Here is a 16,242-nt window from a genome sequence, read left to right on the forward strand (position 1 = left end):
CATGGACATTATTGCTTCGCTTGGCCTGGGCTTTTCCGTCGCCCTCGACCCCATCAACATCTTCTACTGCTTCATCGGCGTGCTGCTGGGAACACTGGTGGGCGTCTTGCCCGGCATCGGGCCGACGGCCACCATCGCCATGTTGCTGCCCATCACCTTCTCGCTGTCGCCCGCGACGGCGTTGATCATGCTCGCCGGCATCTATTACGGCGCCCAATATGGTGGCTCGACCACCGCTATCCTGATCAACCTGCCAGGTGAAAGCTCCTCGGCCGTCACGGCAATCGACGGCTACCAGATGGCCAGGAAGGGCCGGGCAGGGCCGGCATTGGCGACTGCGGCGCTGGGCTCGTTCTTTGCCGGCACGGTCGGCACATTGCTGCTGGCCTTCTTCGCCCCGCCCCTTGCGCGAGCGGCGCTCAATTTCGGGGCGCCGGAATATTTCGCCCTGATCGTCTTGGGCCTGCTGGTCTCCATCGCACTGGCGCATGGCTCCATTCTCAAGGCACTGGCCATGATCGTGCTGGGGCTGCTGCTGGGCATGGTGGGGCAGGATATCTATACCGGCCAGCCCCGCTTCACCCTGGGCATTCGCGAACTCTATTCGGGCCTCAATTTCGTGTCGCTGGCCGTGGGTGTGTTCGGCGTCGCCGAAATCCTGCGCAATCTCGAAAACGAGAAGGGCCGCGACGTGATGGTCAAGACCGTCAAGAATTTGTGGCTCAGCAAGGATGACTTCAAGCGCATCGCTGCCCCGGTCGTGCGCGGCACGGCGCTCGGCTCGGTGCTCGGCATCCTGCCGGGCGGCGGGCATATCCTGGCCTCCTTCGCCTCATACTCGGCCGAAAAACGCCTGTCCAAGACGCCCGGGGAATTCGGCCACGGCGCCATCGAAGGTGTCGCGGGTCCGGAATCCGCCAATAATGCCGCCGCCCAGACCTCGTTCATCCCGCTGATGACGCTGGGCATTCCGGCGCACCCGGTGATGGCGCTGATGGTGGGGGCGTTTATCCTCCAGGGCATCACGCCAGGCCCCAATGTCATCAACGACCAGCCGGCTCTGTTCTGGGGCATCATCGCCTCGATGTGGATCGGCAATGTGCTGCTGGTGCTGCTCAACCTGCCGCTGATCGGACTGTGGGTGAAAATGCTCTCCATCCCTTATCGCGCCCTGTTCCCGGCCATCGTGCTGTTCGCCTGTATCGGGTGTTTCTCGATCAACCAGAACATTTACGACGTGTTCGCCATCGGCTTTTTCGGGGTGGTCGGCTATGTGCTGATCCGCTTCGGCTGCGAGCCGGCGCCACTGCTGCTCGGCTTCGTGCTGGGGCCGCTGCTGGAAGAGCATTTGCGAAGAGCTATGATCATCTCCCGGGGCGATCCTATGGTGTTCATCGAACGCCCGATTTCGGCGACCTTGCTGGCGTTGGCGCTGCTGGCGGTGATCATCGCGGTGCTGCCCTCGATCCGGCGCAAGCGCAAGGAAGTATTCGTCGAAGAGGACTGAGGCTTGGCTATCAGCCCGCCCAACCAGGTTCGGCGGGCTGATTTTTTCTAAGACCAAGCAGGGAACGGATCGCGCAGATCCCGCCATGCGCTGGGGGTGAACCCTTTGGCGGGGATCAGGCAAGCGTCCAGATCGCGCCGGATGGCGGCCTCATCCATGTCGCCGGCGCCGATAAAGACGATCTCCTGCCGCCGGTCGCCCCATTCTGCATCGAGATAGGGCGCCATGGACGCGCGCCAATCGGCATCGTCCGGCCAACGGGTCTTAGGCACCGCGGCCCACCACATGCCGCGGCGGCTGGTGCGCACCAGCGCGCCGGCCTGGCTGAGTTCCCCCACCAGATCAGGCCTTGTAGCCAGCCAGAAAAAGCCCTTGGAGCGAATGACACCGGCCCAGCTCTTGGTGATGAAGCTGTTCAGCAGCATGGGATTGAACGGGCGGCGGGCGCGATAGACGAATGAGCGAATGCCATATTCAAGCGTTTCTGGAATATGTTCCGTGAAGCCATTGAGTTCCTTGAACCAAAGCGGGTTCTGCTCGGCAGCTTCAAGGCTGAACAGCCCGGTATCGAGCACCTGATCCAGCGGCACATCGGAAAAGTCGGTTTCGATCACCCGGGCCACCGGGTTGAGTGCCTTGATGATGGTTCGCGCCGCAGCCAGATCGGCGGCGCTGGCAGTCGAAACCTTGTTGAGTACGATGACATCGGCAAACTCGATCTGGTCGACCAGCAGGTCGACCAACGCGCGCTCATCCTCCGGCCCCATGGTTTCGCCGCGGTCACGCAGGAAATCGACCGAGCCGTAATCCTTGAGCAGGTTGGCACAATCCACCACGGTCACCATGGTATCGAGCCGGGTGATATCGGCGAGGCTGACGCCGTTTTCGTCGCGGAAATCGAAGGTAGCGGCGACGGGCAGCGGCTCGGAAATGCCGGTGGATTCAATTAGCAGGTAATCAAAGCGCCCGGCATTGGCCAGCTTCGCCACTTCCTTGAGCAGGTCGCCGCGCAGTGTGCAGCAGATGCAGCCATTGCTCATTTCCACCATTTGCTCATCGGTGCGCGACAGATTGGCGCCACCCTCGCGCACCAGCGTGGCGTCGATATTGACCTCGCTCATGTCGTTGACGATGACCGCGACACGGCGGCCCTCGCGATTGTTGAGGATGTGATTGAGAAGTGTCGTTTTGCCGGCGCCGAGAAAGCCGGACAGGACCGTTACGGGAAGGCGGTTCATGGGGGTCACCTGGATGGAACGGCCACGGGATGGCCGGATATGGGCGATGTCGATAATATGTTATTACATTACGCGCAACTTAGATGTAATATTATTACAGTGACAAGCCCGCGCGGCACGCTTTTTGTGGATTATGAAACCCGCCGCCCCGCTGAGAACTGCGACCAAGCAGCGGCAAATTTGGTCTTGATGTGAACCGTACCCTGCGGTACACCCCGCCAGTCCGGTTCTCTGCCGGACTGGCAATGATCGTTCGGGCGCCCGCGAGATTTGCCGGCCGCCAAGGTCGGCCCTGCATTTGAAGCGCGCCGGGATATCGCCATGACTATCGCCACGGATGCCGTCAGCGGCATCGCCGTGCCACCGCCCAATTCCGCCCGCCGCATTCTCGCCGCGAGCATGATCGGCACAACCATCGAATTTTTTGACTTCTATATCTACGCCACCGCTGCGGTGATCGTATTCCCGCATCTGTTTTTCCCGGCGGGCGACGATACTTCGGCGCTGCTGTCTTCGCTCGCCACCTTTGCCATTGCCTTTTTCGCGCGCCCGGTCGGCGCCGCGTTCTTCGGCCATTTTGGCGACAAGATCGGCCGCAAGGCCACCCTGGTGGCGGCTTTGCTGACCATGGGCATCTCCACCGTGCTGATCGGCGTGCTGCCCACCTATGGGCAGATCGGCGTGATGGCGCCGCTGCTGCTGGCCTTGTGCCGGCTGGGGCAGGGGCTTGGCCTGGGCGGGGAATGGGGCGGCGCTGTGCTGCTGGCCACCGAGAACGCGCCTGAGGGCAAGAAGGCCTGGTACGGCATGTTCCCGCAATTGGGCGCGCCGGTCGGCTTCTTCTTTGCCACCACGATTTTCCTCGTACTCGCCCATTTCATGGGTGAGGAGGCTTTCATGAGCTGGGGCTGGCGTGTGCCGTTCCTCGCCAGCGCCTTGCTGGTGATCTTCGGCCTGTTCATCCGCCTCAAGATTACCGAGACGCCCGAATTCGCCAAGGCGATCGAAAAGGCCGAGCGCGTCGAAGTGCCATTCCTCGATGTGTTCAAGCACCACAAGATGAGCCTGCTGCTCGGCACCATGGCGGCGCTCGCCACCTTCGTACTGTTCTACCTGATGACGGTGTTCTCGCTGAGCTGGGGCACCTCGGCGCTCGACTACAGTCGCGAGGAATTCCTCATCCTGCAGATGGTGGGCGTGGTGTTCTTCGGCCTGTTCATCCCGATTTCGGCTGTGCTGGCCGATCGCTTCGGCATGCGCCGCGTCATGGTCGGCGTGTCGATCTCGATCGCGATTTTCGGCCTGCTGATCGCGCCGCTCTTCGGTTCGGGCAATGTGATCGGCGTGCTGGGCTTCCTCTGCATTGGCTTGGCCCTGATGGGCCTGACCTATGGTCCGCTCGGCACGGCCCTTGCCGCGCCGTTTCCTACGGCAGTGCGCTACACCGGCGCCTCGCTGACCTTCAACCTGGGCGGCATTTTCGGCGCTTCCCTTGCGCCCTATGCTGCAACCTACCTGGCCACCAATTTCGGCCTGCATGCGGTGGGCTATTACATGATCATCGCCGCTGTCATCACCCTGCTGGCATTCGGCTTCATCCGGCAGACGCCGGACTGATACTGAGGCGAGGCTGGCCCCCAGCCTCGCCACCCACCGCATCTCCCTCGGGCTCGACCCGAGGGCCACTCCCAACGCGGCACAAGCGGCGAACGAGTCCGTGCCCGAATACGCCCCGCCCGACGATATTTTGCGCGCGCCCCCTTTCCCTTGTCACACTCTGCGTCTAGGAAAGCGGCCATATCGAGCAAACCCCAACGGGAGAGGGCTTTCCATGTCGTCAATCATCCACGTCCAAGGCCGCCAGATCTATGACAGCCGCGGTAATCCGACCATCGAAGTCGATGTGGTGCTGGACGATGGCAGCTTCGGCCGCGCCGCGGTCCCCTCGGGCGCATCGACCGGCGCACATGAAGCCGTCGAGCTGCGTGATGGCGGCAAGAAATACAACGGCAAGGGCGTGCTGCAAGCCGTAGAGAACGTCAACAGCGCCATCTTCGACGAAATCCAGGGCATGGATGCGCTGGACCAACTGGCTGTCGATCAGGCCATGATCGAGCTGGATGGCACCCCGAACAAGTCGCGCCTCGGCGCCAATGCCATTCTGGGCGTCTCGCTGGCCGTGGCCAAGGCCGCCGCTGAATCGAGCGAGTTGCCCTTCTACCGCTATATCGGCGGGCCGAACGCCCATGTCCTGCCGGTACCGATGATGAACATCATCAATGGCGGCGAGCATGCCGATAATCCGATCGACATGCAGGAATTCATGATCCTGCCGGCCGGCGCGGAAAACCTGGCCGATGCCGTCCGTATTGGCTCGGAAATTTTCCACACCCTCAAGAAGGGTCTTTCGGCAGAAGGCCACAACACGGCCGTCGGCGACGAAGGCGGCTTTGCGCCAAACCTGAAATCGGCCGATGACGCGCTGGGCTTCATCATGCGCTCGATCGAAAAGGCCGGCTATCGTCCGGGCGAGGACATTTTCCTTGGCCTCGATTGCGCTGCCACCGAATATTACAAGGGCGGCAAGTACGAGATGGCCGGCGAAGGCAAGTCGCTCTCCTCCGAAGAGAATGTGCGCTTCCTCGAAGACCTGGCTGCCCGCTATCCCATCATCACCATCGAAGATGGCATGGCTGAAGACGATTGGGATGGCTGGAAAGCCCTGACCGACGCCATCGGCAAGAAGGTACAGCTGGTGGGCGACGATCTGTTCGTCACCAATACCGAGCGCCTCGTCTCGGGCATCAAGATGGGCGTCGCCAATTCCATCCTGGTCAAGGTCAACCAGATCGGCTCGCTCTCCGAAACGCTGAACGCTGTCGATACCGCGCATCGCGCCGGCTACACCTCGGTCATGTCGCACCGTTCGGGCGAAACCGAAGATTCCACCATTGCCGATCTGGCGGTGGCACTGAACTGCGGGCAAATCAAGACCGGCTCACTCAGCCGTTCGGATCGCCTGGCCAAGTACAACCAGCTCATCCGCATCGAAGAGCAGCTTGGCACCTCCGCCAAGTATGCCGGCTTCTCGGTCGTCAAAGGCCGCTAAGAAGGGCAGGGGCATGCGGGCGCTGGTCATAGAACAGTACGGCCCGCCTGAAAACGTCTTGCGGCTGGAGCAGATGCCCCAGCCGCAACCAAAGCCGGGCGAAGTCCTGGTTCGCGTGCACGCCACCTCGGTCAATTCCTGGGATTGGGACTCGGTCACCGGCACGCCCATGGGCCGCGTCACTGGCCCCTTCAAGCCACCCTTCAATATCCTTGGCGCCGACATTGCCGGCACAGTCGAAGCCCTGGGGCAGGGCGTCACGACTTTCAAGCCGGGCGACAATGTCTTCGGCGACCTCTCCGGCGGCAAATGGGGCGGCTTTGCAGATTACGTCTGCGCTCCTGCCGGCGTCCTCGCGCTCATCCCGCCCGGCCTATCCTTCATCGCCGCCGCCGCTATCCCTCAGGCCGGTGGCCTCGTCCTCCAGGCACTGCGCAAGTTCCCGCAATTGGGACCCGGCCACACAGTCCTCTTCAGCGGCGCCGGCGGCGGCGTTGGCACCTTCGGAATCCAGCTTGCTAAGGCTGCCGGTGCGACGGTCACGGCCGTTGATCGCAAGGAAAAGCGTGAGGCTCTGCTGGCCCTCGGCGCAGACAGTTTCATCGACTACCAATCGGAAGATTTCGCCAACGCTTCTGAGCGTTACGACCTCATCATCGACGTCGTCGCCAACCGCCCTGCCAAGCACTATAAGCGCTCCCTCAAGCGCGGCGGTCGCCTCGTGGTCATCGGGGGGACCTTTTCGAGCCTCATCCGCATTCTCGCGGCGTCGCCTTTCAGCCGCGGTAAAACCCTCAGCATTCTACCGTATAAAGTCTCGCCGGAAGACAGCCTGATGCTCGCAGCTAAGGTTCGCCCCGTCATCGACAGTACCTTTGCTCTGGAGGACGGCGCCAAGGCCCTCCGTCGCCTCGGCGGCGGACACCATATAGGCAAGGTAATCGTGACGATGGTGTAGCGTCAGCCTATTCAAGGTGCGTCTGCCGTAGAACCGCTCATTGCTTCAACCTACACCCAGAACAACGCCTGTAGGCGCCGCCGCGAGTACATCGCACGGGGCCTTCTTTTTGCGCGTTTTCCGGTAACGTTTTGGAGAGTATGATCTTTATAGCGAATCATGAGGAGGGCTCAAATTGATTCAACGTTTGTCTGCTGAAGCATTTGGTACATTCTGGCTGGTATTTGGTGGCTGCGGCGCAGCTGTTCTTGCGGCAGGTGTGCCCGACGTGGGTATTGGCTACCTTGGCGTAGCATTGGCATTTGGTTTGACTGTATTGACCATGGCCTATGCGGTTGGCGGTATTTCCGGCGGACACTTCAATCCTGCCGTTTCGCTCGGTTTGGCGATTGCCGGCAAGTTTGAATACAAGGATCTGGTGCCCTATTGGGTCGCTCAACTGGTCGGCGGCATCCTTGGCGCCGCTGTGCTTTATGTCATCGCCTCCGGCACGACAGGCTTTACCGCTGGCGGCTTTGCCTCCAACGGCTATGACGCGCTCTCGCCTGGCGGCTATAGCCTGGTCGCCGCCCTGGTGGCCGAAATCGTGCTCACCGCCTTTTTCCTGATCGTGATCCTGGGCTCCACGTCCAAACTGGCCCCGGCCGGCTTCGCGCCGATCGCCATTGGCCTGGGCTTGACGCTGATCCACCTGATCTCGATCCCGGTGACCAATACCTCGGTCAACCCGGCCCGTTCCATCGCCGCTGCTATCTTCGCGCAGAACGGCGCTTTGGGGCAGGTCTGGCTGTTTATCGTCGCCCCGCTGATCGGCGCGGCGCTAGGCGCCATCATCTGGAAGGCCCTGCTGAGCCGCAGCGACGCTTAGTAGGACACACGGTCACAAACGAAAAAGCCCGGCAGCGATGCCGGGCTTTTGTTTCCACGATATCATTCTACCCACCGGGTCATTCCGGCGCAGGCCGGAATGACACCGGGTGGTGACGAGATGGAGCGCGCGCCCTACTGAAACGCCGTCTCCGCAAAACTGCGCAATTTCCGCGAATGCAGCCGCTCCGCCGGCTGATCCCGCAATATCTCCATCGCCCGCAGGCCGATCTGCAAATGCCGGTTCACCTGCGTGCGGTAGAAATCCGAGGCCATGCCGGGCAGTTTCAGCTCCCCATGCAGCGGCTTATCCGACACACACAACAAAGTCCCATAGGGCACACGGAAGCGGAAACCGTTGGCGGCAATGGTGGCGCTTTCCATATCCAGCGCCACCGCACGCGATTGGCTGAGCTGCCGGGTGATTTCCACCTGGTCGCGTAATTCCCAATTGCGGTTGTCGAAGGTCGCCACGGTCCCCGTGCGCATGATGCGCTTGGTCTCGAGCCCCTCGGTCTGGGTAATCTCTTCCACCGCCTGCTCAAGCGCCACCTGCACTTCGGCCAGCGCCGGAATGGGAACGGAAACCGGCAGGTCGGCATCCAGCACATGATCCTCGCGCACATAGGCATGCGCCAGCACATAATCGCCCAGCTCCTGCGAGTTGCGCAGCCCCGCGCAATGGCCCAGCATGATCCAGGCATGCGGGCGCAGCACGGCGATATGATCAGTAATGGTCTTGGCATTGGATGGGCCGACGCCGATATTGACCATGGTAATGCCCCGGCCGCGCGCCGCCGTCAGGTGATAGGCCGGCATTTGCGGGCTACGAACCGGGGCGGTGCCATTGATGCCGCCGCCGCGCAGCGCATTGTCGGTTATCACATTGCCCGGCTCGATGAAGCTCTCATAATGGGCATGGCCGCTCCGCATATGCTCCTTGGCCACGCGGCAGAATTCGTCGATGTAGAACTGGTAATTGGTGAAGATCACGAAGTTCTGGAAATGCGCTGCGTCCGTACCGGTATAATGGCTGAGCCGGAACAGCGAATAATCCACACGCGGCGCCGTGAAGGCCGAGAGCGGGTAGGGGCCACCCTTGGGCGGCACGAAAGTGCCATTGGCGATTTCATCGTCAGTATTGGTCAGGTCCGGCGCATCGAACAGGTCGCGCAGCGGAATATTGAGCGCGTTAAGCGCATCCCCATCGATCCGCTCATTGGCGGCCACGGCAAAATGCAGCGGGATCGGCGTGTCGGATTCCCCGATATCGATCGTGCCGCCGTGATTCTTGAGGATGACGGTGAACTGCTCCTGGAAATAGGTGCGGAACAGGTCCGGCGCGGTCACCGTCGTGCGATAAATGCCAGGCGTATGCAGATAGCCATAGGGCAGGGTACTCTCGCCCTTGCCGAAGCTGGTGGAACGCACCTCCACCTGTGGATAGCACGCCCGCACGCGGCCCTCGGGCACCACGCCCTTGGCCAGCGCGCTCAAATGCTCACGAATGAATCTGGTGTTGCGGTGATAGATGCCCGCCATATGCGCCCAGGCTTTTTCCGGGTCGGTAAAGGACTGCTTTTCAAGGCGGGGCGGGCTGATTGTGGTCATTTCAGTCTCGTGGTTTGCCGGCCCGGAATGGGCCGCGCCGTCTGGCGGAATCGCTGCAATGCCTAGCCTTCTGGCATGACAGCTTCGCGGCCACCCGGCAACCGGCGGCCCGTTTCAGAAATATTCTCACACTTGAGTGAAGGGGTCTTTTCTTGCCGCATTTGGCCCCCATCTTTCACGCAGTTCATCGGCACGGCAAACGACCCATGCAAAACCGGTGAGCCAGGAATGTTGCGCAGGCCGCTTGTCCCCCAAGCCCTCAACAGCGCGGCAGGCTGACGTTCCATGGGCTGCGATGACAGAGATGTCGTCGCAGCCCTGATTTTTTCGTGCGTCAGCTATAGCGCCGCGCGGTGAAGGTCACCGGCCGGTATTGCGGCACGCTGGGGTGATAAGTGCAGCGGAGCGAGCCGATATTGGGAATGCCCGGCACGATAACGAAGCCGATGATCCCGCCCAGCAGGCCCGCGCTGCGGCAGGTCATGCGATCGGCGCTCCAGGCCACGCCATTGCCGCATGAGGTGCGCCGCAATTGCACATTGATATCGCGTCCCGACACCCGCCAGTCGAGCCGCCCATTGCAGGTCACGCCGCCGCCGGTGATTTGATAGACGCCGCGCTGCTGCAGGCAGAATGTCAGCCGGTATGGGCCATAAAGCCGGGTATTGACGCGGTAACAACCGCCAAAGGCTGCCCCACCCGGATGGTCGGGCACGATGACGCGCGGTTCGGCCTGGGCAAAGGCGCCGCTCGGCGCAAACATAGTCAGACAAAGCAAAACGGCTACGACAATACGTTTCAACATGGTCTCTTCCCCTCTTGAGGCGCACGCCGAAATGGCGTCGAGTCTCGCGCCTTCCGGCAGCATGGCTACGCCCAGCGCTCCCCGTCAAGCTCGGGAGGCTGCGGGGGATGGACGAAGCGGGCGGCATTTCCTATTGCAGTGAACCAAACGTGCAGGCCCAGCCGACCATTTCACGAGGAGCGACCCATGACCGCCAGGATCATCGACGGAAAAAGCTATGCGGAAGGCCTGCGCACCCGCATTGCCGGTCACGTTGCGCGCCTCAAGGCCGAACACGGCATCACCCCGGGCCTGGCCGTCGTCATCGTCGGCCATGATCCCGGCAGCCAGGTCTATGTGGCTCAGAAGGCCAAGCAGACCGTCGAAATGGGCATGCATTCGGAAAAATACGAGCTGCCTGAAACCGCCAGCGAAGCCGAGGTGCTGGCACTGGTGCGCAAGCTCAATGCCGATCCGGCCATCCACGGCATCCTGGTCCAGTTGCCGGTGCCCGACCAGATCGATCCCAAGAAGATCATCGAAACCATCGATCCGGCCAAGGATGTCGATTGTTTCACCCCGGCCAGCGTCGGCAAGCTGGCCATCGGCCTGCCCGGACCGGTCTCCTGCACGCCGCTCGGCTGCCTGATGCTGCTGCGCGATACGCTGGGCGACCTGTCGGGCCTCCACGCGGTGGTGGTCGGACGTTCCAACCTGGTCGGCAAGCCGGTGGCGCAATTGCTGCTGCGCGAGAACTGCACCGTCACCATGGGCCATTCCCGCACCCGCGACCTGCCAGGGATCGTGCGCCAGGCCGATATCGTCATCGCCGCCGTCGGCCGTCCAGAAATGATCAAGGGCGACTGGATCAAGCCGGGCGCCACCGTCATCGATGTCGGCATCAACCGCATTCCCGCGCCGGAACGCGGCGAAGGCAAGACGCGCCTATTGGGCGACGTTGCCTATGCCGAAGCCGCCGCTGTGGCCGGCGCCATCACGCCCGTCCCGGGGGGCGTCGGCCCGATGACCATTGCCTGCCTCCTCGCCAACACCATCACCACGGCCTCGCTGATCAATGGGCTGGTGCCCCCAAGCGATCTGACCGCATGAACGACGGAGCCGCTCACGATCCTGGCGGCAAGGTGCGCCTGCCGCTGATGGCGGGCGTCAAGGGCGACGCCACCTTCAGCGCCGATGGCCGCTATCGCCAGCTGATGCGCCGCTGGACCGGGGAGACCTTCCCCGAGCGCTATATCCTGTTCATCGGCATGAACCCCAGCACAGCCGACGCCACGGTGAACGATCCCACCTGCGCCCGCGAATGGACCTTCGCCCAGCGCGAGGGTTATTCGGCCATGGTGAAAGCCAATGTGGGTGATTACCGCGCGACCGATCCCAAAATGCTGCTGGCCCCAGGCGTGATTGCTGTGTCGGACGCGAACCTACCGGCCATCCGGGCGGCCGCCGCAGGGGCGGATTTTGTAGTGCTATGCCACGGCAAGCTCAACAAGGCACTCGCGCCCGCCGGCAAGGCAATCGTCGAGGCACTCAAGGCCGATGGCGTGGAACTCTGGTGCTTCGGCACTAATGCCGACGGCAGCCCCAAACACCCGTTGTATTTGCGGCTGGACACGCCGCTGGTGCGGTTCGAGGGGTAGGACTGGCGCGTAAACCCCGACCCAGTGGTTCGGGCGTTATGTGTCCACCATCACCTGCTCTCCCTCGCTCGACCCGAGGGCCTTTCGCCGCTTGTGCCGTGTTGGAAGTGGCCCTCGGGTCAAGCCCGAGGGCGACGCGGCGGGGGTGGGATGGGATTGTAACTATCCCCAATACCAATTCCCCCACCGGGTCATTCCGGCGCAGGCCGGAATCCATGCTGTGAGCTCTCCACAAACACCATGCTCGGATAGCCTTCAGCATGGATCTCGGCCCGCGCCGGGATGCTTCGTGGGGACTGCAGCTTCGGAGGGCTACCCCACCAGATAAAACAACCGCGCCACTGTATGGTCCCGCATCGCCTGCGCCGGCAGCTTCCCCGTCAGCGCGGCCACGACTTGCCCCGGATCCGGCACCGCACTCGCATCCACCACCACATTCTTGAACGCCGGGCGCAGCCCCTGCTTGGCCCCTTCGAGCAGATCGAACAGCATGGCGCGCACATCATTGCGCCCGGCGCAGGCGATGCAATTGTCGCCATCGGGATGGCCGTGCCCGCTATTGGCGGGCAGGCGCAACAAAGCGGTGTCCGGGCCCAGCGCCAGCAGGCGTGTAGGCTCGGTTACCAGGGTCACCGGGATCGGTTCAACGCGGCCCATAGCATCACTCCGCCGCCACGATAGTGGGGCCTGGAATGTAGTTGAGGATCGGCCCGAGCCAGCGCTCCACCTCTTCCACGGCCATGCCCTTGCGCTGTGCATAATCCAGCACCTGGTCGCGCTCCACCTTGGCCACGCCGAAATAATAGGATTCCGGATGGCTGAAATAGAGGCCGGAGACCGACGAGCCAGGCCACATGGCGTAGCTTTCCGTCAGCGTCACGCCGGCATTCTTTTCGGCGTCGAGCAGCCGGAAAAGCGTGGTCTTTTCCGTGTGGTCGGGCTGGGCCGGATAGCCCGGGGCAGGGCGGATGCCCTGGTAGGGCTCGTCGGCCAGTTCCTCGGGCGTGAAGGTTTCGCTGGCGCCATAGAACCAGAATTCGCGCCGCACCCGCTCATGCATGGCCTCGGCAAAGGCTTCGGCAAAGCGATCGGCCAGCGCCTTGACCAGAATGGACGAATAATCGTCATTCTGCTGCTCGAAGCGCTCGGCAATGGCCACTTCCTCAAGTCCCGCCGTGACGACGAAGGCCCCCAGATAATCCGGAGTTCCGGCGGGCGCCACAAAATCGCTCAGGGCCATGTTGGGCTTGCCGTCGCGCTTGCTCAGCTGCTGGCGCAAGGTGAACAGCGTGGCCAATTCCTCCGCGCGGCCCTCATCCTGATACAGGCGGATATCGTCGCCCACCGCATTGGCCGGCCAGAAGCCGACCACCGCGCGGGGATGGAACCATTGCTCGTCAATGATCTGCTTGAGCATTTTCTGCGCATCGGCAAACAATTGCCGCGCGGCCTCGCCCTGCTTTTCATCCTGGAGGATAGCCGGGTAACGGCCCTTGAGCTCCCAGGTCTGGAAGAAGGGCGTCCAGTCGATATATTTCGCCAGCGTTTCGAGGTCATAATCCTCGAACACGCGGGTACCCAGGAAGCTGGGTTGGGGTGGGGTATAGTTCGACCAGTCCGGCTTGAAGGCATTGGCGCGGGCCTTGGCGAGCGGCAGGCGCTGCTTTTCTTCCTCGGCCCGCAAATGGGCATTGGCCGCCTTGGCGTATTCGGCGCGCACCTGCTCGATGAAGGTCACCTTGGTGTCCTTCGACAGCAAATTGCCCACCACGCCCACGGCCCGGCTGGCGTCGTTGACATAAACGGCCTGGCCGCGCTCGTAGCGCGGGTGAATCTTGACCGCGGTATGTACGCGGCTGGTTGTCGCCCCGCCGATCAGCAGGGGAATGTCAAAGCCTTCGCGCTCCATTTCGGCCGCCACATGCACCATCTCGTCCAGCGAGGGCGTGATGAGGCCGGAGAGCCCGATAATATCGACATTCTCGTCGCGCGCCGTCTGCAAGATCTTGGCCGTGGGCACCATGACGCCGAGGTCGATGATTTCGTAATTGTTGCAGCTCAGCACGACGCCCACGATGTTCTTGCCGATATCGTGCACGTCGCCCTTCACCGTCGCCATCAGCACCTTGCCGGCGCTCTGGCGGCCGGTGGCATTGCCATCGGCATTCTTCTCGGCTTCCATATAGGGCAGCAGCAGCGCCACGGCCTGCTTCATCACGCGGGCGGACTTCACCACCTGCGGCAGGAACATCTTGCCCGAGCCGAACAGGTCGCCAACAATGCTCATCCCGGCCATCAGCGGGCCTTCGATGACATGCAGCGGCCGCGGCAGCTTTTGGCGGGCTTCCTCGGTATCGGCATCGATATATTCGGTAATGCCATTGACCAGCGCATGCGCAATACGATCCTCGACGGACTTCTCGCGCCAGCTCAGATCCTTGGCGGCAACTTCCTTGCCGGCAGCGCCACGATAGCGCTCGGCCAGTGCCAGCAGGCGATCGGTAGCGTCCTCGCGCCGGTTGAGGATCACGTCCTCGCAGGCGTCGCGCAGCTCCCTGTCGATACTCTCATAAACCGCCAGCTGCCCGGCATTGACGATGCCCATGTCCATGCCGTTCTGGATGGCATAGTACAAAAATACCGCATGCATGGCTTCGCGCACCGGCTCATTGCCGCGGAACGAGAAGCTCAGGTTGCTGATACCGCCCGAAATATGCACGTGGGGCAGGGTGTCGGTGATGATCTTGGTCGCCTCGAGGAACGCGACGCCATAGCCATTGTGCTCCTCGATGCCGGTGGCAACCGCGAACACATTGGGGTCGAACACGATATCTTCCGGCGGGAAGCCGACTTCCTCGGTCAGCAGCTTATAGGCGCGCGTGCAGATTTCGACCTTGCGTTCCAGCGTGTCGGCCTGGCCCTGTTCGTCAAATGCCATCACCACCACGGCAGCGCCATAGGCACGCACCAGCCGGGCGTGATGCAGGAACGCCTCTTCGCCTTCCTTCATCGAGATGGAATTGACCAGCGCCTTGCCCTGCACGCATTTGAGACCCGCTTCGATCACCTCCCATTTGGAAGAATCGATCATCAGCGGCACTTTGGCGATATCGGGTTCCGCCGCTAGCAGGTTGAGGTAGTCGATCATCACCTGCTTACTGTCGATCAGGCCCTCATCCATGTTGATGTCGATGACCTGGGCGCCATTGGCGACCTGATCGCGCGCTACTTCGAGCGCAGCCGTATAGTCGCCGGCGGTAATCAGCTTGCGGAAGCGGGCCGAGCCCGTGACATTAGTGCGTTCGCCCACATTGACGAAGGGAATGTCGCTGGTCAGCGTGAAGGGCTCAAGGCCCGACAGCCGCAGCAGCTTGTCTGCCTCCGGTACGACGCGGGGCTTGTGCTTGCCCACGGCCTCAGCGATGGCACGGATATGGTCGGGCGTCGAGCCGCAGCAGCCGCCGACAATGTTGACATAGCCCGAGGCCGCGAAGCCTTCGATCTGTTCGGCCATGAATTCGGGCGTCTCGTCATACTGACCGAACGCATTGGGCAGGCCGGCATTGGGATAGGCGCAGATGAATGTATCTGCCACATCGGACAATTCGCCCAGATGCGCACGCATGGCATTGGCGCCCAGCGCGCAATTGAGGCCAATAGTCAGCGGATTAGCGTGACGCACCGAATACCAGAAGGCGGTTGGCGTCTGCCCGGACAGCGTGCGGCCGGACAGGTCGGTGATGGTGCCCGAAATCATGATCGGCACATCGATGCCGCGTTCGCGGAACAGCTTTTGCGCGGCAAAGATGCCGGCCTTGGTGTTCAGCGTATCGGTGATGGTCTCGAACAGCAGCAGGTCCGCGCCGGCATCCACCAGCCCGGTAATGGCTTCGCCATAGGCCACGACCAGCTCGTCAAAGGTAATAGCGCGATGGCCGGGGCTGTTGACGTCCGTGGACATGGACGAGGTCTTGTTGGTCGGCCCAAGCGCACCCGCCACGAACCGCCGCTTTCCGTCCTCGGCTTCAGCCCGCAAGGCAGCGCGGCGCGCCACGAGCACACCCTGATAATTGATGTCATAGACCGCGCTTTCGCAGGCATAGTCCGCCTGCGCCACCGAGGTCGCCGAAAACGTGTTGGTCTCGGCAATATCCGCCCCAGCCATGAAATACTGGTAATGGATATCCTCGATCATCTGCGGTTCGGTTATAACCAGTAGGTCGTTATTGCCTTGCAGCGGCAAGGTCCAATCCTTGAACCGCTCACCGCGGAAATTTTCCTCGGTGAGTTTGAGGCGCTGAATCATGGTGCCCATGGCGCCGTCCAGAATCAGGATGCGCTTGCGCGCCGCCTCGGCCAGCGCGGTGCGGACCTCGTTCCAGTCGGGAATATGGGCGTTCTCATGCTGGCTCATCGCCATAACCTCGGTTCGGTCGATTTTTCCGGTGACATAAAGATATCTTTATATCTCTTGAGATGCAAGGACAGGAGTGCTGCCACACTTTGCACC

General features: G+C 62.1%; 13 protein-coding genes. 8 read left to right on the top strand and 5 right to left on the bottom strand.

Annotated features, from left to right (window positions below):
• The first annotated feature begins 1 nt into the window (after position 1).
• A complete protein-coding gene (locus FF80_RS00605) occupies positions 2-1,507 on the top strand; it encodes a tripartite tricarboxylate transporter permease (RefSeq protein WP_035096749.1) in 1,506 nt (501 codons plus the stop codon).
• A 47-nt stretch (positions 1,508-1,554) separates the two neighbouring features.
• Here the strand turns inward: FF80_RS00605 and zigA are convergent, their stop codons facing one another.
• Entirely contained in the window at positions 1,555-2,745 is a 1,191-nt protein-coding gene (gene zigA / locus FF80_RS00610; protein WP_035096750.1) for a zinc metallochaperone GTPase ZigA, read from the bottom strand.
• 39 nt (positions 2,746-2,784) lie between these two features.
• Here zigA and FF80_RS21775 point away from each other — a divergent pair, with 39 nt between their 5' ends.
• From FF80_RS21775 to aqpZ, 5 genes are all read left to right on the top strand, one after another.
• Positions 2,785-2,940 carry a hypothetical protein gene (locus FF80_RS21775; protein ID WP_160172772.1) on the top strand — a complete coding sequence of 52 codons (156 nt, stop codon included), beginning with the start codon at positions 2,785-2,787 and terminating at the stop codon, positions 2,938-2,940.
• A gap of 126 nt (positions 2,941-3,066) precedes the next feature.
• Positions 3,067-4,362 (top strand): MFS transporter, encoded by a 1,296-nt coding sequence (locus FF80_RS00615; protein WP_035097022.1) that lies wholly within the window; start codon positions 3,067-3,069, stop codon positions 4,360-4,362.
• A 214-nt stretch (positions 4,363-4,576) separates the two neighbouring features.
• A complete protein-coding gene (eno, locus tag FF80_RS00620) occupies positions 4,577-5,854 on the top strand; it encodes a phosphopyruvate hydratase (protein WP_035096751.1) in 1,278 nt (425 codons plus the stop codon).
• A 13-nt stretch (positions 5,855-5,867) separates the two neighbouring features.
• On the top strand, positions 5,868-6,812 hold the full coding sequence (locus FF80_RS00625) for an NAD(P)-dependent alcohol dehydrogenase (RefSeq protein ID WP_035096753.1): 945 nt from the start codon (positions 5,868-5,870) through the stop codon (positions 6,810-6,812).
• Positions 6,813-6,987: 175 nt separating this feature from the next.
• Positions 6,988-7,680, top strand: a complete 693-nt coding sequence (gene aqpZ, locus FF80_RS00630; RefSeq protein ID WP_035096755.1) for an aquaporin Z — start codon at positions 6,988-6,990, stop codon at positions 7,678-7,680.
• Positions 7,681-7,814: 134 nt separating this feature from the next.
• On the opposite strand, the gene FF80_RS00635 is transcribed toward aqpZ, so the two are convergent.
• Both FF80_RS00635 and FF80_RS00640 read right to left on the bottom strand, forming a co-directional pair.
• Positions 7,815-9,290 (bottom strand): AMP nucleosidase, encoded by a 1,476-nt coding sequence (locus FF80_RS00635; protein ID WP_035096757.1) that lies wholly within the window; start codon positions 9,288-9,290, stop codon positions 7,815-7,817.
• Between the two features lie 334 nt (positions 9,291-9,624).
• Entirely contained in the window at positions 9,625-10,095 is a 471-nt protein-coding gene (locus tag FF80_RS00640; RefSeq protein WP_152558214.1) for a hypothetical protein, read from the bottom strand.
• Positions 10,096-10,281: 186 nt separating this feature from the next.
• Here FF80_RS00640 and FF80_RS00645 point away from each other — a divergent pair, with 186 nt between their 5' ends.
• Both FF80_RS00645 and FF80_RS00650 read left to right on the top strand, forming a co-directional pair.
• Complete coding sequence (locus FF80_RS00645; protein ID WP_035096759.1) at positions 10,282-11,184, top strand: bifunctional methylenetetrahydrofolate dehydrogenase/methenyltetrahydrofolate cyclohydrolase; 903 nt, start codon at positions 10,282-10,284, stop codon at positions 11,182-11,184.
• Complete coding sequence (locus FF80_RS00650) at positions 11,181-11,732, top strand: DUF1643 domain-containing protein (RefSeq protein ID WP_035096761.1); 552 nt, start codon at positions 11,181-11,183, stop codon at positions 11,730-11,732. Before FF80_RS00645 ends, FF80_RS00650 begins: the two co-directional genes overlap by 4 nt.
• A gap of 312 nt (positions 11,733-12,044) precedes the next feature.
• Here the strand turns inward: FF80_RS00650 and FF80_RS00655 are convergent, their stop codons facing one another.
• Both FF80_RS00655 and metH read right to left on the bottom strand, forming a co-directional pair.
• Positions 12,045-12,389 carry a hypothetical protein gene (locus tag FF80_RS00655; RefSeq protein ID WP_035096762.1) on the bottom strand — a complete coding sequence of 115 codons (345 nt, stop codon included), beginning with the start codon at positions 12,387-12,389 and terminating at the stop codon, positions 12,045-12,047.
• Between the two features lie 4 nt (positions 12,390-12,393).
• Positions 12,394-16,146 (bottom strand): methionine synthase, encoded by a 3,753-nt coding sequence (metH, locus tag FF80_RS00660; RefSeq protein ID WP_244445668.1) that lies wholly within the window; start codon positions 16,144-16,146, stop codon positions 12,394-12,396.
• Positions 16,147-16,242: the final 96 nt, after the last annotated feature.

Source organism: Devosia sp. LC5 (assembly GCF_000735585.1).
Taxonomy (GTDB): domain Bacteria; phylum Pseudomonadota; class Alphaproteobacteria; order Rhizobiales; family Devosiaceae; genus Devosia.

Bases quoted from the DNA above. Each gene is read 5' to 3' on its own strand.
- FF80_RS00645 (WP_035096759.1), top strand. From the start codon at position 10,282: ATGACCGCCAGGATCATCGACGGAAAAAGCTATGCGGAAGGCCTGCGC.
- FF80_RS00615 (WP_035097022.1), top strand. From the start codon at position 3,067: ATGACTATCGCCACGGATGCCGTCAGCGGCATCGCCGTGCCACCGCCC.
- eno (WP_035096751.1), top strand. From the start codon at position 4,577: ATGTCGTCAATCATCCACGTCCAAGGCCGCCAGATCTATGACAGCCGC.
- FF80_RS00635 (WP_035096757.1), bottom strand. From the start codon at position 9,290: ATGACCACAATCAGCCCGCCCCGCCTTGAAAAGCAGTCCTTTACCGAC.
- FF80_RS00625 (WP_035096753.1), top strand. From the start codon at position 5,868: ATGCGGGCGCTGGTCATAGAACAGTACGGCCCGCCTGAAAACGTCTTG.
- FF80_RS00640 (WP_152558214.1), bottom strand. From the start codon at position 10,095: ATGTTGAAACGTATTGTCGTAGCCGTTTTGCTTTGTCTGACTATGTTT.
- FF80_RS21775 (WP_160172772.1), top strand. From the start codon at position 2,785: ATGGGCGATGTCGATAATATGTTATTACATTACGCGCAACTTAGATGT.
- FF80_RS00650 (WP_035096761.1), top strand. From the start codon at position 11,181: ATGAACGACGGAGCCGCTCACGATCCTGGCGGCAAGGTGCGCCTGCCG.
- FF80_RS00605 (WP_035096749.1), top strand. From the start codon at position 2: ATGGACATTATTGCTTCGCTTGGCCTGGGCTTTTCCGTCGCCCTCGAC.
- metH (WP_244445668.1), bottom strand. From the start codon at position 16,146: ATGAGCCAGCATGAGAACGCCCATATTCCCGACTGGAACGAGGTCCGC.
- FF80_RS00655 (WP_035096762.1), bottom strand. From the start codon at position 12,389: ATGGGCCGCGTTGAACCGATCCCGGTGACCCTGGTAACCGAGCCTACA.
- zigA (WP_035096750.1), bottom strand. From the start codon at position 2,745: ATGAACCGCCTTCCCGTAACGGTCCTGTCCGGCTTTCTCGGCGCCGGC.